The sequence below is a fragment of the Paenibacillus taiwanensis DSM 18679 genome (assembly GCF_000425125.1).
Lineage (GTDB): Bacteria > Bacillota > Bacilli > Paenibacillales > Paenibacillaceae > Paenibacillus_B > Paenibacillus_B taiwanensis.
Genome location: NZ_KE384306.1, coordinates 638186 through 659251, shown reverse-complemented (window position 1 = coordinate 659251; position 21066 = coordinate 638186). Strand labels below are relative to the sequence as shown.

Here is a 21066-nt window from a genome sequence, read left to right as displayed (position 1 = left end):
TCCTGCACGTGTAATTACTGAGATTTCATCTTAAACGTGTACGCCGCATGTAACGGGTTCGGTACATGATGAAGCAGCCACTCACTGCCATTGACCAATCTCCGATAAGCCAGCTTTTCGACAGCGCATACTGCTCGATAAAGATCATAAGTTTGAAACTTCTCCTCACACATTTTGTCCCGCTGACGGTGGCATTCAAGTACATCAACAACGATCCGCCAGAACTCCATTTCCGTAATAAAATTAGCATGATGCAGCTTTATAGCCAGTTCGCTCAGATTAAATACAAACAAACAGTCATGTGTTAAGGCGGTCAAATGGTTGACGTCGCTCATTTCATAATGTTCATCATGTGCACAAGTTTGATAAATGGGGTGTAGACTTGCGAAATTTGGACAATATGCTGGCTCTGCCAAGTGAGCATGTACAAACTCGACTCCTTCATGGAAGTCCTTGAGGGCAACACGAACAGGACGCCCCTCACGATGAATCATAATCATGTTCTGACCGTGAGCTTCAAGCGCGATGCCATGCTGTACCAGTAAATGAATCACAGGAAGTATACACGTTTCTACTAACTGTTTGAGCCACGCTGCTGCACCATAAGTGTCTAGCCAGCGCTGTATATACAATTGCCCATCCAGATCTACTGCAAATAAAGCATGAAAAGGTACAGCTTGCTCGCCGTCTTCTAGTTTATCCATGAGACTCTCACGCCAAATACTGCCTGTCTTATAAGCTATCGAATCGTTTCCGGTTGTAGTAGTATAGGCACTTTGAGGCCAATCACAGTAGCATCCAGCATACTCTTGCAGGATGATAACGTTCGCTTCCTCACCTAAATATGAATCCCTCTCTACAATTCCGTGAAGCCACGCAGATATAGCTGGTGCGCTTGCAATCGAATGTGGTGTAATGGAACGAATTGAGGAGGTATTAGTCATATGAAGAGACAATTTAATATAAGGGCGCTTTGTATCTGAGTAATTGGTTAGCGTACGCAAAGATTGTTGCGGTCGATAGCACGTGCCCGTCGTCCCCAGAACAACAACCGCTTGCTGGGCGATAAGAGGTTCAGCCTCTAGGCCTAGCTGGTTATGCCACTGCCAAGGATGGATAGGAACAAATACATACGCTTCCTCTGACTGTCCGGCCGCCCGCAGCTTGTGGGTCAGAATATTCCATTCCTGCTGTCCGATCGCAGTTTGCCACGTCTGTTTATACGAAAGCCCAGCCGACGTTGTAATGTGGACATATTCTATACGCACAGCAAGCCAAGTAAGCGCAACGCTCGGGCTAAACTCAGGGCTGTAAGCCCTATGATCGTGCTCATCCCAGCCCATACGGGATTTGTAGCACGGATGATACAAATGGCCTTCCATTAATGCACTTTCCAGCTCTTCATAACTTTTTCCGGCTAACGTAATACCCTTTTCGATACGCAGTTGCTGACACATGCTGTCATTGATTACGGTTTGCTGCATCTCGTCAATAAATCGGCGTATCAACTGCCCTTCCACCTGGTGATGAGCTAACAATTCGAGCACGCACTGCTTGATATCCAACACTTCTGACTCGACACCATCCTGAACCCGAATAACAGACCCATGAATCAGACTATAACGACCATAAGACATCATCCTGCTCCCCAAGCAACGATATGTAATGTCTGAGGCCTCACAGCTTGTATATTCGCCTGTGTGTTGGTCTGTACGTTTGCTTGTACACTCATCCGTTTCCTGCCTTGCGTTTGCAGCATTCCCTTTTAAAATAAATAACGTGTTATGATCCGGTCGTTCCATAGTTAGAGGCTGCACCTCGACTTGAAACATCCCTTCATATAGTCCTGCTTCTATAAACTGACGAATAACTCTTCGTCGAACGGTGTTTAACACGTCTTGATTCCCTTCATATGTCGTAAAAGGTCGTTGTTGAAGAAAGGGGCTGACTGCTTGATTTGGAGCTCGCATGCTTGTCCTCCTGAACAGTGTTTACACGCAATGACTGATCGGTTATAAACTTTACAAACACGTGCAGTGATTCACTTCGATGTTCCTGTAAGTCGTGTCCACTTTTCATCATTTGGCTAAGTTACACGTTATGATTCGTTTATGGCGCAGCTGATAACGACTCTTCCGCAGGCAGGTGGGCGGTTTGCGCTGTGAGAATGTCACCGTCTTGAGTATGCTCAAGGATCGCGAGCGGGTTGTGAATACGTATGTAAACGGATGGGGTTTCATCAATACCCTCCAGTTCATCAATGTCATAGAAGCGAGTCATCAGGTTCGCTTTGCAAGGAATGGTGTCCTCTTCCAACAATCTTTTCACAATATTTGGCCTCTCGTCGCCAGCAGGCACATAAGCTGTCAGCTCTTCTCGCAACACACGAAGGAGCTCAGGCTCAGCTGCCAAATGATCACGCCCGAAACTGTTAATCAAACCAAAAATGTGGTTAACGATGACATAATACTGGAATCTATCCTCTACCAGTTGATCCGAGTACCAGTTGCGGCTTTTCTCGCCCAACTCGGGAACAAGCTGCTGTAGCTTCCTTTTCCGCGATTCAACGTAATAGAAGCCTTGATTATCCCGATAATAATATTGTGTTGGATATCCATTCTGGATTCTGACTAAACTGTTTTGCTGGTGCGCTTCTAATGCAATCCCATGCTCGACATACAACCAAATCATCGGCCTCAGCGAAATGTTTAAATAACGCACAAACCAGTCCAGACTCACCTCTCTTACCGAACGACACTCTTCTTCTGCTAAACGATGCATAATCCGTGATAGTCGGGATTGCTGATTTGGGAGAGGCTCTTGTACAAGAGAAGCTAGCACCGTTACTTGCTCCGCACCCAGTCCACTAAAAGGGTTCTCCCTTATAACAACTTCAAATCCAGTTTCTCCACATACTTCCACATGTAACTGCTGTGCCTCATCACCAGAACTAGAGCAATTACTGCGGCCCTCTCCAGCTATAGCTTCTTCGAGCCGCGAACTATGACCAGCTTTATGCTGCTGCACATCCTTGGGCTTTAATGTAATAGAAGCGGGATCACTGATCATACAAAATTGTGGAAAATGAGTTTTTAGTGAGGCTCCAATCTCCGTATTCATTAGTTGATTCATCTCTACACCACTAGGTAATTCTTTCACTTTGTTAATACGCATGGAATTAGTTACTTTTACTGGAAATGATAACTTAAACATATAAGCACTATCAGGGTGGTATACCGTTCTCAATGATGAGGTGGCATAATAATGAGGTCCAAGCGGTCCCAAATAAGCGAGCTGCCCGCTGTGGATACGTTCGATTACGTCCTGCTGCTGCATGAGCCAATCGGCTTGCAAAGGATGCACTGGAAGCAGACACTTGGCAGTATCCAACTCCGGCAACTCAGCAAAGCTAGATTCAGCGGCTGCATGGCCTACTAAGCAGTTACGAATCAATTCAGATGCCGATGATGTCGGCAATGAAGATTGATCAACAATGAACTCTTGAGGTGCTGCAAAATAATGAAGTTGAAATTTTCCTCCTAATTCAGGGGAGTAGAGGGGTAATTGCCTATCCGTAATACCTTGACGGCTCTTTGGTGTAGGATGGGCACAATGGCCAAACAGCAAAGACTGCTCCGCATCAATAAAACTAAACCTCTCGCCGTAAAGAAGCTCTGTATCCGAAGTCCTTTCCTCGATAAAACGTTGCATGCACCTGCAACTTTCAATCATACGTAGCATAAGCTCGTCATAGCTGCCTTTCCTGCCGTAAGTCATCGTCAGTTCCTTCACTAATAGCGCTGTGAGCGTCACATAATCAGCTTCCATATAGTGTGACTGCTGCGTAAATCGATAGACAGCTGGAAAATGAAAGCTATGCATCCCTGTTAATGACCGATAGCGAACAGGTATATAACAAGCAGCCCCATGAATCGGTAAATAGCACCTATAAAACGTTGTAGATGACAACAGCACTCCCATATCGTGATAGAACTTCAGCAGGCTGCGGTCTCCATCAACCCAAGTGCCCTCACCCGTCTCACGAATATAGCAGTTCAACAGGCTCTGCATCGACATGTGCTCGGCAACTGATTTCGCATTTACCATAGTATTTGCTCCTTTTGCATCATGCATTAAGCGTCGACGCTAATCCACTAAATTATTGTGAGAACAATTCTCACTATCGCTCGTGCTCATTTTAAGTGATAACAATTATCATTTCAAGCATTAAATGAAGATCTTGAAAAAAAACTTATAATTTAAAACAAATTCACGATTGATTCTCATTTTCATTGACAATAGAGTCGCAATTATTTACAATTCTTCTGTTTACTACGAATTGCCTCATACATAGAAACATACGAAAGGAGCTTCTTACGTGGTAAGTCTGATCCAGAAAAGCAGCCTTAAGCTACTACTCCTCGGATTCGGAATCGTTGCACTTCTCTCTAGTATGCTGGCTAGCATGTTGCTAGGCATACATATATTTGATGTTCATACGTTATGGCTTTCGATCACTCAATTTAATGGATCACAAGAGCACTTAGTGCTGCGGGGCGTCCGCATTCCTGCCGCATGCATAGCGGCAGTAGTTGGTGCTAACCTTGCGATTGCCGGCGCGTTAATGCAAACGTTAACCAAAAATCCGTTGGCTTCTCCGTCTGTATTTGGCATCAATGCCGGAGCGGTCATGTTTATCGTGTTAAGTCTGTCTGTATTTAAAGTGGACCTGCCCTTTGAGCAGATGATTTATATTGCCTTTGCAGGGGCTGCCATTACTGCCGTTATGGTGATTACACTTGGCTCGGCAGGAAAAGAAGGTTTTATGCCCGTAAAGTTAACACTTGCCGGAGCGGCTATCGCGGCTTTTGCCTCCTCTGTCACATCTGGACTTATGCTGCTTAACAACGATTCCTTAACGGAGGCTTTATTTTGGTTAGTAGGTGCAGTTTATGGCCGTGAAATGAGCGAGCTGCTTACCGTGCTGCCTTACATGTTGGTAGGATGGATTATCGTCGCTTTTATGTTCCGTCCGCTAAATGTTATGGCGATCGGTGACGATGTCGCCAAGGGTCTAGGTCAACGTACTATGCTGACCAAGATAGCCATTATGGTCGTCGTTATTTTGTTGGCTGGAAGCTCGGTTGCTCTCGCTGGACCGATTGCGTTTATCGGCATCATTGTCCCTCATATTTGCCGCTATTTAATAGGCAATGACCACAAATGGCTAATCCCATTTTGTGCGGTAGCAGGCGCGCTTCTCCTCGTGTCAGCCGATACCGCAGCCAGATTTCTACTTATGCCAAAGGAAGTACCTGTTGGCGTGACTACTGCTTTGCTTGGCGTGCCTTTCTTGATTGTAATCGCCAGAAGGAGAACGTATGAATAAGCAAATCACTGTTCGAAGCACAAAGTCTGTATTTTCAACACAGCTATCTTCAAAGGGAATTCGTGTTATCGCTTTGCTCATGATGCTCGTAGCTATAACCTCAGTAGTTAGCATTTCGATTGGCAGTATGCAAATACCGCTTCGTGATGTCATCGCTGTCCTTTTTGGAGCTCACCATGATATGTATTCCATCATCATTTTGGACTTGCGATTGCCGCGGACGCTGCTTGCGATTATGATCGGTGCTGCATTAGCCGTATCAGGCACCCTGCTTCAAGGTGTCATCCGCAATCCACTGGCTTCACCGGAATTAACCGGAGTGACTGGTGGTGCCTCCGTAGCCGCCGTCGCATTTATGACGCTGGGCAGCGGTCAATGGAGCATCCATTGGATTCCCTTAATTGCTATTATCGGCGGCATGATCATTGCAATGCTGAACTATATATGTGCCTGGAAAGGCGGCGTATCGCCTTATCGCCTCGTCCTTATCGGCATCGGGTTCTCGACCGCAATGTCTGCATTAACGACGTTTTTGCTAATTAGCGGTCCGGCCTTCCTTGCCTCACAGGTACTAGGCTGGATGACAGGTACGATTTATGGCTTGTCAATGGATTACGTCTGGGTCATACTCCCTTGGTTTTGTATCTTTATGCCCTTATCTTTATTGCTTGCACGGGTACTCAATGTGCATTTGCTAGGAGATTCTGTAGCATGTGGTGTGGGTAATACGGTTCAGCGCCACCGCCTATTGTTATTGTTTATTAGTGTGGCCCTATCAGGAGCTGCTGTTGGTGTGGCAGGAGGGATATCATTTATCGGCTTAATGGCGCCCCATATTGCACGAAAGCTTGTTGGTCCGCTGCATGGCGTACTTATTCCAGTTTCTGCGCTCATTGGTGCCTTGCTGCTGCTAGTCGCCGACATGGCAGGTCGAACCGTATTCTCGCCTACTGAAATTCCGGCGGGTGTATTTACGGCAGCGATTGGCGCACCCTTTTTCCTGCTATTGCTGTATAAAGGACGCAGTTCCACAGCCTAACTATGTCTATCACGTTGGCTTAATTTAGCACTAAAACAATTATATGTTATTAATTAGATATTAACCCTCTTTTAGAAAATTATTGTTGACATACTTGTACGGTTTGTTTCACAATAGAAATAGAAATTGATAATCATTATCATTATAAAAAATATGCGTGTAGGAACATAAACGCATAACAGACCGAAGGGAGATTAACTAAATATGATTCGTCAAAAAGGGTCTCGTTTGTCCGTAACACTCGTTATCTGTACGATTTTTGCTTTACTCGTGTCCGGTTGCGGCAGTAAAGCTGCAACTAGCGAAACAACTGCTTCACAAGGAACATCTACCGAAACACCAGCAGCAACTGCTGATGCCGTACGCGAAGTAAAGCATGCTATGGGTACTGCTAAGATCAAAGGCACTCCTGAGCGGGTCGTGGTTCTAACCAACGAGAGCACTGAAGTAGCACTTGAGCTAGGAGTGAAGCCAGTTGGTGCCGTGAAATCCGGAGTTGGTGACACTTGGTTCCCCCACATCAAAGCTGAAATGGACGGCGTCACAGAGCTTGGTGAAGAGACTGAACCTAACATGGAACTGATCGTTAGCTTGAAGCCTGACCTTATTATCGGCAACAAAGTTCGTCACGAAAAAATTTACTCTCAATTAGATAAAATTGCACCTACCGTTATGTCGGAAGATTTGGCGGGACAATGGAAAGTGAACTTAGCGTTGTACGCAGACGCGTTAAACAAAAAAGCAGAGGGCGATCAAGCAATCGCTAACTATGATAAGCATGTAGCTGAAGTGAAGGACAAAGCAGGCTCCAAGCTCAGCACTAAAGTTTCTGTTGTTCGCTTTACCCCTAAAGCCGTTCGGATTTATCAGAAAGATACATTCTCCGGCGTCATTTTAAAGGATCTTGGATTCGCAAGACCAGCTTCCCAAGATAAAGATAACTTTATGGAGGTTGTTACCAAAGAACAAATGTCTTTGATTGATGGTGACATTATGTTCTACTTTAACGCCGATTATGATGAAAGCAAAGCTGGCACTAAAATGCAAGAGGAATGGATGAATGATCCTCTTTACAAAACACTCGAAGTTGCCAAAAATAATAAAGCGTTCAAAGTGGATGAAATAATCTGGAACCTGTCTGGCAGCATCAAATCTGCTAACTTGTTGCTTGATGAACTCGCTGGCTACGCAGACAAAATGTAACAAACAAACCATCTTGGTGTCATCGCTACATGACGTCAAGATGGTTTTTCTGTTTCCATTCCGTTTGCTGAGAGATGATATTGGAAACCCATATTACATCTTTATAATTGTACGTTATCCACATAATCGTTTTGTTCATGCTCCTGAAATCTGGCTAATTGGAACTGATCAAGCTTCCAGTCTGTATGTCCCTGTTCCACCAGATCTGCCAACGTCTCGCCCACTACACTAGCAAATTTAAATCCATGACCAGAAAATCCGCCTGCTAACCATACCTGCTCATAAGCTGGATGCCGATCTATAATAAAATGTTCATCAGGAGTGCGTTCATACTTGCACACAGTTCCTTTTAGCAGCCTTCCTGCTGCCCTCGGCATATAGGTTTCTAACAATTGACGTATATCCCGCTCATCTTGTGAATGCTCGCCAAATGGCGCTAAAGGAGCATTCGCCTGCCAAGGCGTCCCACCATCATGCCTGCCCATTTTAAGACCCGCACCGTTAATGTCAGGCACACTATAATATTCGCCTGAAGCAGTACGCATGGTGAAGCCTGGGAAGTAATCACTTCCGTAAAGGTAGTTATCGACTTCAAACCAGCCAATGACTTTGCGTACGGGTTGAATGGGCAGCTTCACAAACGGCTCCAGCATCTGATACCACGCACCAGTCGCGATTACGATTTGATCCGCATGAAACCGACCGTTACTCGTTGTCACCGTCACCCCCTGTGCCCGCGCTTTCCCTGCTTGAATATGTTCCACTTTCGTGTAAGGCAGGAGCAGCGCTCCAGCTTCAAGTGCAAGTTGGCGGTAAGCACGAATGCAAGCTTCACTAAACAATACGCCTGCTGTTGGCTCGTATAATCCGCTCATTGTGTCGGAAGCACATATACCTGGCCACCTTCGACTTATAGCCTCAGCCTGAATGACTTCATAGGGTATATGATGCTGCTGGGCACGCTGCGCTTTCTCCACTAACGCAGCCTCTTCTGCTACAGACAAATGGAGCACACCGCATCGAAGCAGCAGCTGCTCCCCTGTTAAAGCTTCAAGCTCCTGCCACAACACGTCAGCCCTCAACGCCCAAGCCGAATACAAAGCATCACCACTATACGCATGTCGGATAAGTCGAGTATCGCCATGATGGCTTCCCTGCTCATGCGGCGGATCAAACGCATCAATCATTAGCGTCTTTAGACCGCGTCTTGCCAAGTAGTACCCAGCACTCATGCCCATCGATCCTGCTCCGACAACAATGACGTCATATCCCGATTGCATGCTGATCCCCTCTCTCCATTGTGTACTGCTTTATAACAACGATCAACCAAGCGAATAAACTACACACCATTGCAATAGAGTAGCTTTTTCATTTGAACGCTGGAGGTTTCTGATCAATTCTGTCTCTAATTTTCTGCTTCTGGGATTGCCACTTTTTGCATTGCCAATTCCGCTAAGCATTCTAAGTAACGTGCGCTTTTCCATATCGCACGTTCATCCACTGTAAATGCAGGATGATGCCACCCATAATGACCTGACGTCCCCATAAATACAAACGCACCAGCCACTTGCTGCTGGTAATAAGCAAAATCTTCACTTGCTGTTGTCGGCTCTGGTAAAATAATGTGCAATCCGGCTTGTTGAGCTGCCAGGCCAGCAATCTCTGCTGCAAGCTGGCTATTGTGAACGGGAGGCGGTCCATCTGTCCACTGCAGCTTGATTTCCGCACGAAACGTCGCCGCGATGCCAGCCGCTATTTCTTCTATCCGCTGGCGAATGAACACCCGGGACTCTGGCTGCAACGTGCGAACAGTTCCCTCTAATAAAGCAAGCTCAGGAATGACGTTCCATGTATTCCCTGCATGAATTTGTGTTATGCTGACTACCGCACTATCTATAGCACTTACATTCCGGCTTACAATCGATTGTAGCGCAGTAATAAGATGAGCAGATACTACAATCGGATCAATCCCTGCGTGAGGTATCGCTGCATGCGTGCTTACCCCTTTGATCTCGATCCGCAAGCCATTAACGCTCGACATTAACGAGCCTGCTCTGATCCCGATCGTGCCAACGGGCAGATCGGGCTTATTGTGCATCCCAAAGACGAGCTGGACACCGTCCAATGCCCCGCATTGAATCATCTTTAGCGCCCCAATTCCCTTTTCTTCAGCAGGCTGGAACAAAAGGCGCACACAGCCCCGCAGTTCCTGTTCTTTACGCTTTAATAACGTGGCTGCTCCGAGCAGCGACGCCGTGTGGAAATCATGACCACACGCGTGCATCTTGCCAGCAACACTTGAGGCGTAAGGCAATCCCGTAGCTTCTTGAATCGGCAGCGCGTCAATGTCAGCGCGCAGTGCCACAACAGGTCCGCGCTCCCGACTGCCTATCTCAGCCACAACCCCTGTCATAAGCGGTACATCAAGCAGCCGAATGTCATCGTTGCGCAGCCAGCTCCGTATCGCTTCTGTTGTTGCATATTCTTCATCCGCAAGCTCTGGATACCGATGAAGCTGTCTGCGTATTGCAATTAATTTTGTTTCCAACTCATCGTCAGCTCCATGCAGCCCCTCTATCGGTTCCCCCATAGTTGACGCTACCACCTCCAAATTAACACCCCACCATTTCCATATACCAAAATATTCCTTATTAAATAGAATAATTCCACTCCGGTGTAATCCGCTTCAGAAATTGCTTCGTACGCTCTTCCTGAGGATGATGAAAAATGTCGTTAGGGCTGCCTGCTTCGACGATAACACCTTCATCCATAAAAATGACTTGGTTAGCGATGTCGCGGGCAAATCCCATCTCGTGGGTAACTACAATCATCGTAATCCCTTCCCTTGCAATCCGTTTAATGACTTGCAGCACCTCACCTACTAGTTCAGGATCAAGTGCTGATGTCGGCTCATCAAACAAAATCACTTCCGGATTCAGCGCAAGCGCCCTCGCAATCCCAACTCGCTGCTGCTGCCCACCTGACAACTGACTGGGATAAGCATCCTGCTTGTGGAGCAGCCCCACTTTTTCAAGCACACTCCTACTCACAGCTTTGGCTTGTTCAACTGGCTGCTTTTGTACAATTACAAGTCCTTCCATTACATTTTGCAGCACCGTCTTATGTTTAAACAAATTGTAATGCTGAAACACCATCGCTGTCTTTCGCCGCAATAACAATACTTCCTGCTTCGTGGCATGATGACAGTTCAAGGTAAGGTCTCCAATCGTTATACTCCCTTCATTAGGTCTCTCCAAATAGTTCACACAACGCAGCAATGTAGTCTTACCTGATCCACTTGGCCCTAATATAACAACAACATCACCGGTTTGTACTGTCATATCGATCCCATTCAGCACCTTTTGCCTGCCAAATGATTTGTGAATATTCGTAAGTTGAATCATGTCCCTGTCCCCCCGTATGTACTCACCACAGTTACTAGCGATGATGCACTTCTACCTGCGCTTTGGCAGCACTGTATCGATTCTCAGGCACGTCTAATCCAAGGTTGCCACGCAGTGTGCCGGCTTCATATTCCGTTCGGAAAATACCCCGTGCTTGTAGTATCGGAACTACGTGAGCAACAAAGTCATTAATTCCTTGTGACAATACTAAGGGAGAAACGATAAATCCATCTGCTGCGCGTGCCTCAAACCAACGCTGGATTTGATCAGCTACTTGAACTGGCGTACCGATAAAGGCGCTTTTGGGTGTTGTTACTTGAAGCGCGAGCTGCCGCAGCGTTAATCCCTGCTCCTTTGCTGTCTTTTTGATTTTGTCAGAAGTGCTCTTAAAACCTTCGGAGCCCAAATCACCCAGATCAGGAATCGGCTCATCAAGCGGAAATTGTGTGAAGTCAAAATGGTTAAAAAAGCGTCCTAAATACTGGAGAGCGACTTCAATATCAACTAAACTTGCGATCTGTTCATATTTAGAAAGCGCTTCGTCCTCCGTGTGGCCAATAATGGGTGATATGCCAGGAAAAATTAAAATGTCGTCCGGAGAGCGACCGTAGGCTGCTGCACGCTGCTTCACATCCTGATAAAAGCTAACTGCTTCCTCTATTGTTTCATGTCCCGTGAATACGGCATCTGCTTCACGTGCGGCCAGTTCCTTGCCTGCCTCAGATGAGCCAGCTTGAAAAACGACTGGCTGTCCCTGTTTGGATCTTGCAATATTTAGCGGACCTTGGACCGCGAAAAATTCGCCTTTATGATGAAGTCGATGCATCTTATCCGGATCGATAAATTGACCTGACACTTTGTTGCGAATAAACGCATCATCTTCCCAGGAATCCCACAAGCCTTTTACCACTTGTATATACTCATTAGCCATACGATAACGAAGCTCATGTGACGCATGCTGCTCCTTGCCGTAATTTAAGGCTGAACCTTCCAACGGGGAGGTGACCGCATTCCATCCCGCACGTCCACCGCTAATTGTATCCAGTGAAGCAAATTGTCTCGCGACTGTGTAAGGTTCACTGTACGAGGTAGACAGCGTTCCAACTAGACCGATGTGTGAAGTGCTATCCGCAAGCGCAGATAATATCGTGATCGGTTCAAATCTATTCAAAAAATTTGGATGTGATATTTCAGTAATGTATAATCCATCCGCAACAAAAGCGAGATCAAACTTGCCTGTTTCCGCTTGCCTTGCCACTTGCTTGTAAAATTCAAAATTGACGCTAGCATCGGCGGGTGATTCAGGGTGGCGCCAAGCTGCAACATGGCTGCCTGCCCCATGAAGCATGACACCAAGCTTTAATTGTCTGTTTGTACCCATAAGCACGCTCCTCATATATAATTCTTATCGGAATTATCGGATATATTGCAGTAAATCTACCATATCCTCATTTATTCGTAAATATTTTTGCGATAGAGCATTTGGATTTGTAAATAGAAGTTATCTATACATCTTCATTTAGGGGATGTGATAAGCTGGATACAGTGTGAAAAGCATTTACCCAGATACGTTTGCGGAGCTCGAGAAGTGTTGAAATAAATGGCGAAGGCTGCTCCTTTAAATAGATTAGGTTGGTCCGCAAGGAGATGTCTTCCAATTCAGGAACCGCAATCGCATGCAGCGCGCCCTGCTTGACCTCCTCTTGCACACATAAGCTTGGTAAAAGGCATATGCCACAACCTTGAAGCACTAGCTTCTTGGCCGTTTCTAAATGATCAACGTGGTACACAATTCGCGGCGGGCTATCCAGAGATTCGAACAAACGATGAATACGAACCCAATCCAATGAGCCACATTCGAAAAATACAAGCTCTTGCCCGGATAGCCTTTCCAAAGAGATGTACCTTTCTCTCACAAAGGGATGATGATCCGGTACAAACAGTTTGATGGGGTCCTCATAAAAAGCTACGGAATGCAAATTCGGATGTGTAATATGGCGCACAAAGCCTACGTCCAGTTCTTTATTAAGAACTTTGAGCACGATCTGATCTGTCAACTCCGTAGTTAGTCGTGCTTGAAAATGTTCATGCTGCTCTCTTACCGCAGGAAGCAGCCAAGGGAGAATATAATTGGACACCGATATCGTACAGCCTATCCGAAGCTCTTGTCGTCCTGGCGCTTGCAGTTGAAGCTTTTGCACGCCCCGCTCATAAACTTGAAGTAGCTGCTTCGCATAGGGCAAAAATATTTTTCCTTGCTCAGACAGCTCTACTCGTCTGCTCTCGCGGCTAAATAGCGTGCAATTCAGCTCCCTTTCCAGCGTCTGGATACGCGCAGATACCGATGGCTGTGACAGAAACAAAGCCTCAGCCGCTTTGTTAAAGCTGCCATAGTGAGAAATGTAAATGAAGGCTTCTATATGATCAATGTTCATATCCATTCTCCCTCCTATTCAAATATGTAAGCACGGTCACATTCTCGACATGCCCCTTCATACAACAGGAGGCCCCTTCTCAAAGTAAGGGGCCTCCTGTTGACAGGTCAGCATGTCATGCCTATATATACTTATAATCTGATAAGTTTACTTTTATTTGTAGTGGAGTTAATTTATCATAGAATTAATTGTAGTGTCAAGGGTGATCCTTACGATGTAGCACAAAAATGGAACCCCCGCTTAAATTAACCTTTGATTTGTTTTGAGCTTCATGTTACTATGTTTTAGTAAGTAAATAACTACGCAACTTAACGTATCATCGACAAATACAAACCATTAAACGTTACGAAAGGATGTATGACACTTGTCCACATCAACTAACCTTACTGTAGCGGAAGCTATGCTCTCCCGCCATTCCGTACGTAAATATGACGCTGCACATCAAATTTCGGAAGCAGATCTGAATGAAATTCTTGAACTTGCTGCTGCTGCTCCTTCTTCATGGAACTTGCAACATTGGCGTTTTCTTGTCGTTCAAGAAGAAGCCAACAAGCAAAAACTGCTCCCAATCGCCTACAATCAGCAGCAAGTCGTGGACAGTTCCGCAGTGATCGTTGTGCTTGGTGACACAGAAGCCAACCTGGTAGCCGAAGAAGTATACGGCCCTGCACTGGCCGGCGGATATATTACCCAAGAAGTACATGATACTTTGGTGGGCAACATTAACCGTGCCTATGCCAATTCCACTACGATTGGCCGCGAGGACGCTATTCGTAACGCCTCTCTTGCTTCCATGCAGCTTATGATTGCTGCCAAGGCAAAAGGCTATGACACTTGTCCAATTGGCGGCTTTAATCCCGCTCAACTTATTGAGACGTATAACATTCCTGACCGTTATGTTCCGGTTATGCTGATCACTCTCGGCAAAGCGCTTTCGCCTGCTCACGGCTCCGGTCGTCTTCCGTTGGAGCGTTCCGTGATCAAAGAAACGTTTTAATTGATAGTAGCACCTACAGGCGGGCCGTTCAGTCATTTCATGACACGGTCCGCCTCTTTTTTCACCTCTACGTGCACTCGCTTTTTAAGCTTGCATTTCCTATCACTTTCGTTATTCATTCCGTTTATTCCAACGCAGTGTCACTTCCGTGTTGCAGCAATAGTTTTCCGCAGGACCGCTTGAAAAACGCATGTGAAGTCCGTCCGGTGTGAACTTGACGCTTATATCTGCGCTTATTTGCACACTTTTTAACAGGCGTATAACTTCCTTCTCGTTTCCACGTTGAGCAGCATCCATAACTTGGGCTGCATATTCTTTTGAATCATGTATACGCTGTAGCACTTTATTCATTTGCTGCACCATTTCCAGAGAGGAACCTGCAGAAGCACTAAAAATAGCGGTATTCACAGAAGGATACAAATCAGGACGTGACATGCTTCGAAAAGTTCCCTTTGGTGACATGGCCTGCTTGTTCGTAAATGGCCGCGATGTCGTTGTGGACCGTACTGGACCTGCGCGACGCTTCGAATTAACGTTCATACTTTTGTCTCCTTTACACCATTCGCTATTACAACAACCTATGACAGCGCCCAAATAATGGTGACGATGCACAGATGAGTGCGTTGATCTATTTATAAATATGAAGTCAGTTCATTGAATTTATCACTACTGTATACTGCAACCTGTCGAGAAAAATAACGGTTCTTCAGCTGATCATGATTCACTTTTGGGATCAATGTGCTATGATATATTTTCGACCATATTGATCAGATCGGAGTGGCTGAGGTTGGCTCAATTATATTTTCGCTACGGCGCAATGAATAGCGGTAAGTCTATTGAAATTTTAAAAGTGGCGCACAACTATGAAGAACAGAACAAATCCGTACTTATATTTACGTCGGCGTTGGACAATCGCGATGAGGTAGGATACGTCAAGTCGCGTATCGGCATACGTGCCAAAGCAACGGCCATTTATTCAGATACAGACGTATACGCCCTTACTGCAAGCTGTCAGGAAAAAATATCTTGTGTGCTTATTGATGAAGTTCAATTTTTGAACCAAGATCAGATTTTGCAGCTTACTAAAATTGTGGATGAGCTTCGCATTCCGGTAATGGGCTTTGGTTTAAAAAATGATTTTCGTAATGAACTGTTTGAAGGCAGTAAATATATGCTTCTTTATGCAGACAAGATTGAGGAAATGAAGACGATTTGCTGGTTTTGTGAACGAAAAGCAACGATGAACTTGCGTGTTAACGAGAACGGGACACCTGTATATAGTGGTGAACAGATCCTGATTGGTGGGAACGATACCTATTATCCAGTCTGTCGCAAATGTCATGCCAATCCTTCTTTATAACTTGCATTTATATATGTTCATGTGTACATTCATGTTAAGCAAACTTTGTTCACTACAGAGGTGTTATCATGATTAATCATATCGCAACAGCGGCCGTATACGTTGCAGATCAGCAACGTGCCAAAGCATTTTGGGTTGAGAAGATCGGATTTAAAGTTGTAGCCGAATATCCGATGGGACCGTACGCTACTTGGCTTGAGGTTGGACCGGAAGGGGCTATGAGCGGCCTTGTGATTTACCCTCGTGCTTTGATGGACGATTGGCACGAGTCGCGACCGTCTATACAGTTTCTATGCGATGACGTTCAAGCAGCCTATCAGACGTTAAAGGCGCGGGGGGTTGTCTTCCAAGGAAAGCCACAGCAAATGCAATGGGGTACGTACGCTACGTTTCAAGATGAGGACGGCAACTCTTTTTTACTCAAGCAGTGACACATTGTTCCTTGTATCATGTCAACCGTTTGAACAAAAAAGCAGGCCATTGTGAGCCGCCTCCCAATTGGTAGACACGATCTAGCAATTGGGAGGCGGCTCACTAACGGCCTGCTATCTGAATTAGCCATAACTCAATTGACATAGCTTTGGTGCCAATCGGAATCATGTGTCAACAGAAACTCTTCAGTTGTGACATATAACGGAATATTTGGCAATTCACTCAAGTAATGTCCTTGAATTAACTTATCGTAATGAACTTGACGATTCCGCGTACCGTTAACGACCGGAAGCTGGGTATTCTCATCCATATAGTCATCAACCGCAGCCTGTACCATGTCCAAATAACGGGGAATATGTTTGTCTTGTTCTTCAAATATTTGATACGTGAAACGGGACATATAGAACTTCTGATTGGAAATCCCGCCCAAATAACGACGCAAACGATATAAATCGATGCTCTGGTCCTCACGTAATAATTGTGTACGAATCATCTGCTCAGGCATATCCTGCTCCCAAGCTAACATAGCGCGCTTTACATCTGTCAAAGTGACCACTACTTCTTCATACTCATAACTTTTATTTTTCGCCTTAACGACGCTGCGGTACCAGTTAGTCAGCCGTTTCATGTCTGAACACTCCTCTCAACACCCATTTCTTTCAAGATGAACCTATTACATATAAAAACAGTTAACAATTAAAACGCTTACTGTATCCGCTTACATTTATATTATACCACAAACTTGCTATTTTGAGAGCATTCTTGTCTAGTTCCACATATTTAAATTATTCATTATTATTCTAAATAGGTCTACAGGCAAAACAAAGCCGTGTCCGCATACGCTGCACAAGGATATACGCACTAATCCTTATGCTAGCATGAGAAGTGTTATCTCACGCAGCGTACACCACAACACGGCACGGCTTTATCTGTTATTTACGTATGAAGTTAAGCGTTCTTAGTCGTTAGATATTCCCGAGCTTGCTGTGCTGCTTTAACCATGTTAGACAATGCAGCAATCGTTTCCTGCTCATTTCTTGTCTTCAAGCCGCAGTCTGGATTAATCCAGAAGGTACGTGCAGGCATCACCTGAAGTACCGATTCGATAAAGGTAGCCATCTCGGCTGTGGCAGGTATACGCGGGCTGTGAATATCATAAACACCAAGTCCGATTCCCAGCTCATATTGGTGCTTAGCAAATACCTCCACGATGTCGCCACCGCTACGGGCTGTTTCAACAGAGATGACATCCGCATCCATTTCCCGAATTAAATCGACCATATCCGAGAAATCACAGTAACACATATGTGTATGCACCTGTGTTTCTGGTTTGACGCCACTTGTCGTCAGACGGAACGCTTTAACCGTCCATTCGCGGTATCCCTGCTTGTCATCTGGATGCAGTGGCATTCCTTCTTTAACCGCTGGCTCATCAACCTGAATCATACCAATACCCGCTTCTTCCAAAGCTTGAATCTCTTGACGAAGCGCCCATGACAATTGATAGGCAGCCTCCTCACGTGAAATATCATCACGCACGAACGACCAATTCAAGATGGTCACCGGTCCTGTCAACATCCCTTTTACCGGCTTGTTCGTAAGAGATTGAGCATATTCGGTCTCGACAACCGTCATCGCCTCCACAAATGCTACATCTCCGTACAATACAGGAGGCTTCACGCAGCGTGAGCCATAGGATTGAACCCAGCCGTTTTTGGTAAATACGAAACCTTCCAGCTTCTCACCAAAATACTCAACCATATCTGTACGCTCAAATTCACCGTGAACAAGCACATCGATACCAATTTGTTCTTGAATGTCAATCCACCGTTTCATTTCGGCTTGCAAATACGCAGTGTAAGCCGCTTCACTCCACTCGCCTTTGCGGAATTTTAAGCGAGCTTTACGAACTTCTGCTGTCTGCGGTAAGCTCCCGATTGAAGTTGTAGGCAATAACGGGAGGTTCGGCCAGCGAGACTGATGTAATGCGAGACGCTCTGCAAATGGGACACGTGTCCATGCTTCCTCAGACGACTGAATTTGTAACAATTGTTCTTTCACTTGTGGACGATTGCGCTCTGGCAAGCTGCGCCAGTTAGCAACGGCTTGCGCGCTGAGTGCGATGCCAGCTTCTGTGTCTGCAGTCGGATTCGCAAGATGCTGTGCCAAAAGTTCGAGTTCAACTAACTTCTCATCAGCTCCCGCCAAAATCGTACGCACGTATTCTGGAAGCTCCGTCTCGCTGCTTAACGTTAATGGTACATGCAGCAAGCTGCAAGACGGCTGCACGATCCAACGATCCGTTGGTACTTGAGGCTTCACATATTGTGTCAGCAGCTCCGTCACTGCGGCAAGGTCCGTCTTCCAAATGTTGCGCCCATCAATAACACCAACCGCAATCCGCTTGTCAGCAGGAAATCCGAACTTTTGAATTGCCTCCAGGTTACGCGCTTTGCCATGCACAAGATCGAGACCAAGTACGTCAACAGGCAGTTTTACAAACGATTCATAATCAGATACGCTTTCAAAGTAAGTTTGCACCCAGATGGAGAGGGATGGCGACTGCGCACGAAGATAGGTGTATATTTCTTGAACCGCTTCCCATTCCGCTTTATTCATCGGTAATACGAATCCAGGCTCATCCAACTGAACTTGGGTAATCCCTTCAGCCGCAAGTGCCACAAGCACTTCGCCATACACTGTAGCAAACTGCTTGGCGACAGTAGCACGATCAGCAGCAGCGATGCCCTTCATTAAGCGAACAAATGTGTATGGCCCGACGAGAACTGGCTTCCATACAGTCACATCCACACTTCCTACAAGCTTCGCACGACGCACCGCTGCTACCGGATGATTATACAACAGTTCAGGTGCATGGCCTTCCCATTCTGGCACGATGTAATGATAGTTCGTATTAAACCACTTGGTCATCTCACATGCCGTCGATTGTGCAGTACCACGCGCCATGCCAAAAGTAACATCTATGATCGCTTGCGGCGTGCCAATCGCTTCACTTGGTGAAGACTTCAGTGTGTCCAATTGATCAGCGAACTCATGCTGGAAACGTGCAGGGATAATACCAAACATCACCGCAGTATCTAATACGTGATCGTACCACGTATAATCTTGCACAGGAACATAAGACAACTTCGCATCAACTAACGTCGTTAGACGTTCAACTTCAATACGGTTTAACTCTGCTTCTAACTGCTCAGAAGAAGTTTTGCCTGTCCAATATTGCTCCAACGCTTTTTTCCATTCACGATTGTACCCGATACGAGGATATCCGATGACACTAGTGTTTAATTGACCCATTATTGCAGCCTCCCCAATTTGAAAGTGATATGATCATTTGTTATTACGTCATTACATCATTACATCATTACATCGTTACGCTGATACGTCCTCAAAAACACAAAAAAGGGCATTGCTATCTTTGCATACAAAGATAGCAATGCCCGTAAACGTCATGTCAAAGAACAACATCAGATGTGCGTATAACGCCTAGTATTCAACGGCCTCTTACATTCTATCTGCTTACGTCAGACGAATGCAGTCTTGCGTATAATACGCATAGGACAGCAGTTAAACACCAAGATTATCCGCAACACATAAAGCGTTCATTGGTCTGGTACTCTACCAGCCATCAAGCTTTATGAAGGAACATCCGTGTTCACGTAACACCTCCCTATCTCCCGTAGGTTATGCAGTGTCGTCAGAACGGGCAGGTCTCCTGGCTTCAACTTCATCGATGTCAACTGCCTTCCCGATCATTCTGACCAGTGGCATAGTTAGCTGCATCTCAGCTGTTACAGTGGCGGGACCGCGTCGGTATTGCACCGACTTCCCTATTAAGCTTTGACGTTACCCAAAGCACCTGTTCTCATCTATTCAATTATGTTGGTCATCGTAACCAATTGTCCTGATTATATCTGCTGCATGCTCAAATGACAAGCTTTTATTATCGAGTGTATTTATCGGAATAGAGGTAAATACATTTAAATGAACCAAACAAACACAAATCCTCAAGTCTCGAATGCTCCGTCTTCCTAAGGCACCGTTCATTTTATTCATCTTGACCAAGCCAGATAACTATAAATATTTACACATGACACACTGGACTCTGAGCTAGTCTCTTGGATAATCCAGCCTCATAATATCCATAAATGGAACCTTAATCGTTGCACCGTCTTGATTTACATGTACTTTACTTGTACGCGAATCCAATTGGACAATCTGCCCTTTCACACCCTCATCCCATCCCCACACGGTAAGGACAACGATAGATTCTTCTTGATAAGCCTCTGTTATTTGATTTCCCAGTTCCTCTAATACAAATTCATCACGCGTAGGACGTTTGGGTACTTTTGCCTTTGCCATGTGTCAGCCTCCTGTGCTTACGCTAATCATTATGTTAATTAATCAGTCATTATCCTCACTTCAATTTATACAAAGTAACCTCATATTCCATAAACACATCACTTAAAATGTGACTTACTACGTTCCAATCTCCATTTGCTAACCCACAACCGATGTTATAAGGCAAGGCTACACTTAAATGATTTAGTGCTGCGTAATCTCTTAATGTTTCTAAAGCAGCTTTAAGGTCTTCATAATTAGTATACACTGTTTTTTGTCTACCATAGTTTAATTGCCCAAATAGATTAGCTACTACTTTTGAGCCAGTATGAACGATCTGACACTGGCCAAGCAGTTGGGACGAGTTCTGGTGTTTGGAATCTCGTAATATGGCTCCGCCTTCTTTTCCACAAAAATGCACCCCCTAGAATGATCGGACAACCTAAAG

At 45.4% G+C, this 21066-nt stretch carries 18 protein-coding genes and 1 riboswitch; of the genes, 6 read left to right on the top strand and 12 right to left on the bottom strand.

Annotation, left to right across the window (positions count from 1 at the left end):
• Positions 1-14 precede the first annotated feature (14 nt).
• Entirely contained in the window at positions 15-1970 is a 1956-nt protein-coding gene (locus H509_RS25045; RefSeq protein ID WP_051286984.1) for an IucA/IucC family protein, read from the bottom strand.
• Between the two features lie 139 nt (positions 1971-2109).
• Positions 2110-4107, bottom strand: coding sequence for an IucA/IucC family protein (locus H509_RS25040; protein WP_051286982.1), 1998 nt, complete (start codon positions 4105-4107; stop codon positions 2110-2112).
• A 271-nt stretch (positions 4108-4378) separates the two neighbouring features.
• On the opposite strand from H509_RS25040, the gene H509_RS0111875 reads away from it, so the two are divergent.
• The 3 genes from H509_RS0111875 to H509_RS0111865 all read left to right on the top strand — a co-directional run bounded on the left by H509_RS0111875 (position 4379) and on the right by H509_RS0111865 (position 7631).
• Positions 4379-5389, top strand: coding sequence for a FecCD family ABC transporter permease (locus H509_RS0111875; RefSeq protein ID WP_245596030.1), 1011 nt, complete (start codon positions 4379-4381; stop codon positions 5387-5389).
• On the top strand, positions 5382-6428 hold the full coding sequence (locus H509_RS0111870) for a FecCD family ABC transporter permease (protein ID WP_028545282.1): 1047 nt from the start codon (positions 5382-5384) through the stop codon (positions 6426-6428). The genes H509_RS0111875 and H509_RS0111870 overlap by 8 nt, the downstream gene beginning before the upstream one ends.
• Positions 6429-6632: 204 nt before the next feature.
• A complete protein-coding gene (locus tag H509_RS0111865; RefSeq protein WP_028545281.1) occupies positions 6633-7631 on the top strand; it encodes an ABC transporter substrate-binding protein in 999 nt (332 codons plus the stop codon).
• Positions 7632-7732: 101 nt separating this feature from the next.
• Here H509_RS0111865 and solA read toward each other — a convergent pair whose 3' ends face one another.
• From solA to H509_RS25035, 5 genes are all read right to left on the bottom strand, one after another.
• The gene (solA, locus tag H509_RS0111860) at positions 7733-8911 is read right to left on the bottom strand and encodes an N-methyl-L-tryptophan oxidase (RefSeq protein WP_028545280.1); all 1179 of its coding nucleotides are present in this window, start codon (positions 8909-8911) and stop codon (positions 7733-7735) included.
• Between the two features lie 125 nt (positions 8912-9036).
• Positions 9037-10221 carry an amidohydrolase gene (locus H509_RS0111855; RefSeq protein ID WP_051286980.1) on the bottom strand — a complete coding sequence of 395 codons (1185 nt, stop codon included), beginning with the start codon at positions 10219-10221 and terminating at the stop codon, positions 9037-9039.
• Positions 10222-10282: 61 nt separating this feature from the next.
• Positions 10283-11035, bottom strand: coding sequence for an amino acid ABC transporter ATP-binding protein (locus tag H509_RS0111850; RefSeq protein WP_028545278.1), 753 nt, complete (start codon positions 11033-11035; stop codon positions 10283-10285).
• A 34-nt stretch (positions 11036-11069) separates the two neighbouring features.
• The gene (locus tag H509_RS0111845; protein ID WP_028545277.1) at positions 11070-12416 is read right to left on the bottom strand and encodes an LLM class flavin-dependent oxidoreductase; all 1347 of its coding nucleotides are present in this window, start codon (positions 12414-12416) and stop codon (positions 11070-11072) included.
• Positions 12417-12540: 124 nt separating this feature from the next.
• A complete protein-coding gene (locus tag H509_RS25035) occupies positions 12541-13470 on the bottom strand; it encodes a LysR family transcriptional regulator (RefSeq protein ID WP_051286978.1) in 930 nt (309 codons plus the stop codon).
• A 364-nt stretch (positions 13471-13834) separates the two neighbouring features.
• Between H509_RS25035 and H509_RS0111835 the strand changes: the two genes are divergently transcribed.
• A complete protein-coding gene (locus tag H509_RS0111835; protein WP_028545276.1) occupies positions 13835-14467 on the top strand; it encodes a nitroreductase family protein in 633 nt (210 codons plus the stop codon).
• Positions 14468-14578: 111 nt separating this feature from the next.
• Here the strand turns inward: H509_RS0111835 and H509_RS26760 are convergent, their stop codons facing one another.
• Positions 14579-15007 carry a YuzC family spore coat inner layer protein gene (locus H509_RS26760; RefSeq protein ID WP_051286976.1) on the bottom strand — a complete coding sequence of 143 codons (429 nt, stop codon included), beginning with the start codon at positions 15005-15007 and terminating at the stop codon, positions 14579-14581.
• Positions 15008-15254: 247 nt separating this feature from the next.
• Between H509_RS26760 and H509_RS0111825 the strand changes: the two genes are divergently transcribed.
• Positions 15255-15827: a thymidine kinase gene (locus tag H509_RS0111825; protein ID WP_028545275.1), complete on the top strand. Its 573-nt coding sequence runs from the start codon at positions 15255-15257 to the stop codon at positions 15825-15827.
• Positions 15828-15895: 68 nt separating this feature from the next.
• Positions 15896-16258, top strand: coding sequence for a VOC family protein (locus H509_RS0111820; protein WP_028545274.1), 363 nt, complete (start codon positions 15896-15898; stop codon positions 16256-16258).
• A gap of 134 nt (positions 16259-16392) precedes the next feature.
• Here H509_RS0111820 and H509_RS0111815 read toward each other — a convergent pair whose 3' ends face one another.
• The 4 genes from H509_RS0111815 to H509_RS25025 form a co-directional block, all read right to left on the bottom strand.
• Positions 16393-16887, bottom strand: a complete 495-nt coding sequence (locus H509_RS0111815; protein ID WP_028545273.1) for a DUF3939 domain-containing protein — start codon at positions 16885-16887, stop codon at positions 16393-16395.
• Positions 16888-17207: 320 nt separating this feature from the next.
• Positions 17208-19574 (bottom strand): 5-methyltetrahydropteroyltriglutamate--homocysteine S-methyltransferase, encoded by a 2367-nt coding sequence (metE, locus tag H509_RS0111810; protein WP_028545272.1) that lies wholly within the window; start codon positions 19572-19574, stop codon positions 17208-17210.
• Positions 19575-19965: 391 nt separating this feature from the next.
• Positions 19966-20155, bottom strand: a riboswitch (cobalamin riboswitch).
• Positions 20156-20387: 232 nt separating this feature from the next.
• Positions 20388-20639 (bottom strand): YolD-like family protein, encoded by a 252-nt coding sequence (locus H509_RS0111805; RefSeq protein WP_028545271.1) that lies wholly within the window; start codon positions 20637-20639, stop codon positions 20388-20390.
• Positions 20640-20694: 55 nt separating this feature from the next.
• The gene (locus H509_RS25025) at positions 20695-21039 is read right to left on the bottom strand and encodes a macro domain-containing protein (protein ID WP_051286974.1); all 345 of its coding nucleotides are present in this window, start codon (positions 21037-21039) and stop codon (positions 20695-20697) included.
• Between the last annotated feature and the right edge of the window lie 27 nt (positions 21040-21066).

Bases quoted from the DNA above. Each gene is read 5' to 3' on its own strand.
- H509_RS0111815 (WP_028545273.1), bottom strand. From the start codon at position 16,887: ATGAAACGGCTGACTAACTGGTACCGCAGCGTCGTTAAGGCGAAAAAT.
- H509_RS0111845 (WP_028545277.1), bottom strand. From the start codon at position 12,416: ATGGGTACAAACAGACAATTAAAGCTTGGTGTCATGCTTCATGGGGCA.
- H509_RS25040 (WP_051286982.1), bottom strand. From the start codon at position 4,107: ATGGTAAATGCGAAATCAGTTGCCGAGCACATGTCGATGCAGAGCCTG.
- H509_RS0111850 (WP_028545278.1), bottom strand. From the start codon at position 11,035: ATGATTCAACTTACGAATATTCACAAATCATTTGGCAGGCAAAAGGTG.
- solA (WP_028545280.1), bottom strand. From the start codon at position 8,911: ATGCAATCGGGATATGACGTCATTGTTGTCGGAGCAGGATCGATGGGC.
- H509_RS25035 (WP_051286978.1), bottom strand. From the start codon at position 13,470: ATGAACATTGATCATATAGAAGCCTTCATTTACATTTCTCACTATGGC.
- H509_RS0111855 (WP_051286980.1), bottom strand. From the start codon at position 10,221: ATGGGGGAACCGATAGAGGGGCTGCATGGAGCTGACGATGAGTTGGAA.
- H509_RS0111820 (WP_028545274.1), top strand. From the start codon at position 15,896: ATGATTAATCATATCGCAACAGCGGCCGTATACGTTGCAGATCAGCAA.
- H509_RS25045 (WP_051286984.1), bottom strand. From the start codon at position 1,970: ATGCGAGCTCCAAATCAAGCAGTCAGCCCCTTTCTTCAACAACGACCT.
- H509_RS0111865 (WP_028545281.1), top strand. From the start codon at position 6,633: ATGATTCGTCAAAAAGGGTCTCGTTTGTCCGTAACACTCGTTATCTGT.
- H509_RS0111805 (WP_028545271.1), bottom strand. From the start codon at position 20,639: ATGGCAAAGGCAAAAGTACCCAAACGTCCTACGCGTGATGAATTTGTA.
- H509_RS26760 (WP_051286976.1), bottom strand. From the start codon at position 15,007: ATGAACGTTAATTCGAAGCGTCGCGCAGGTCCAGTACGGTCCACAACG.
- H509_RS0111870 (WP_028545282.1), top strand. From the start codon at position 5,382: ATGAATAAGCAAATCACTGTTCGAAGCACAAAGTCTGTATTTTCAACA.
- metE (WP_028545272.1), bottom strand. From the start codon at position 19,574: ATGGGTCAATTAAACACTAGTGTCATCGGATATCCTCGTATCGGGTAC.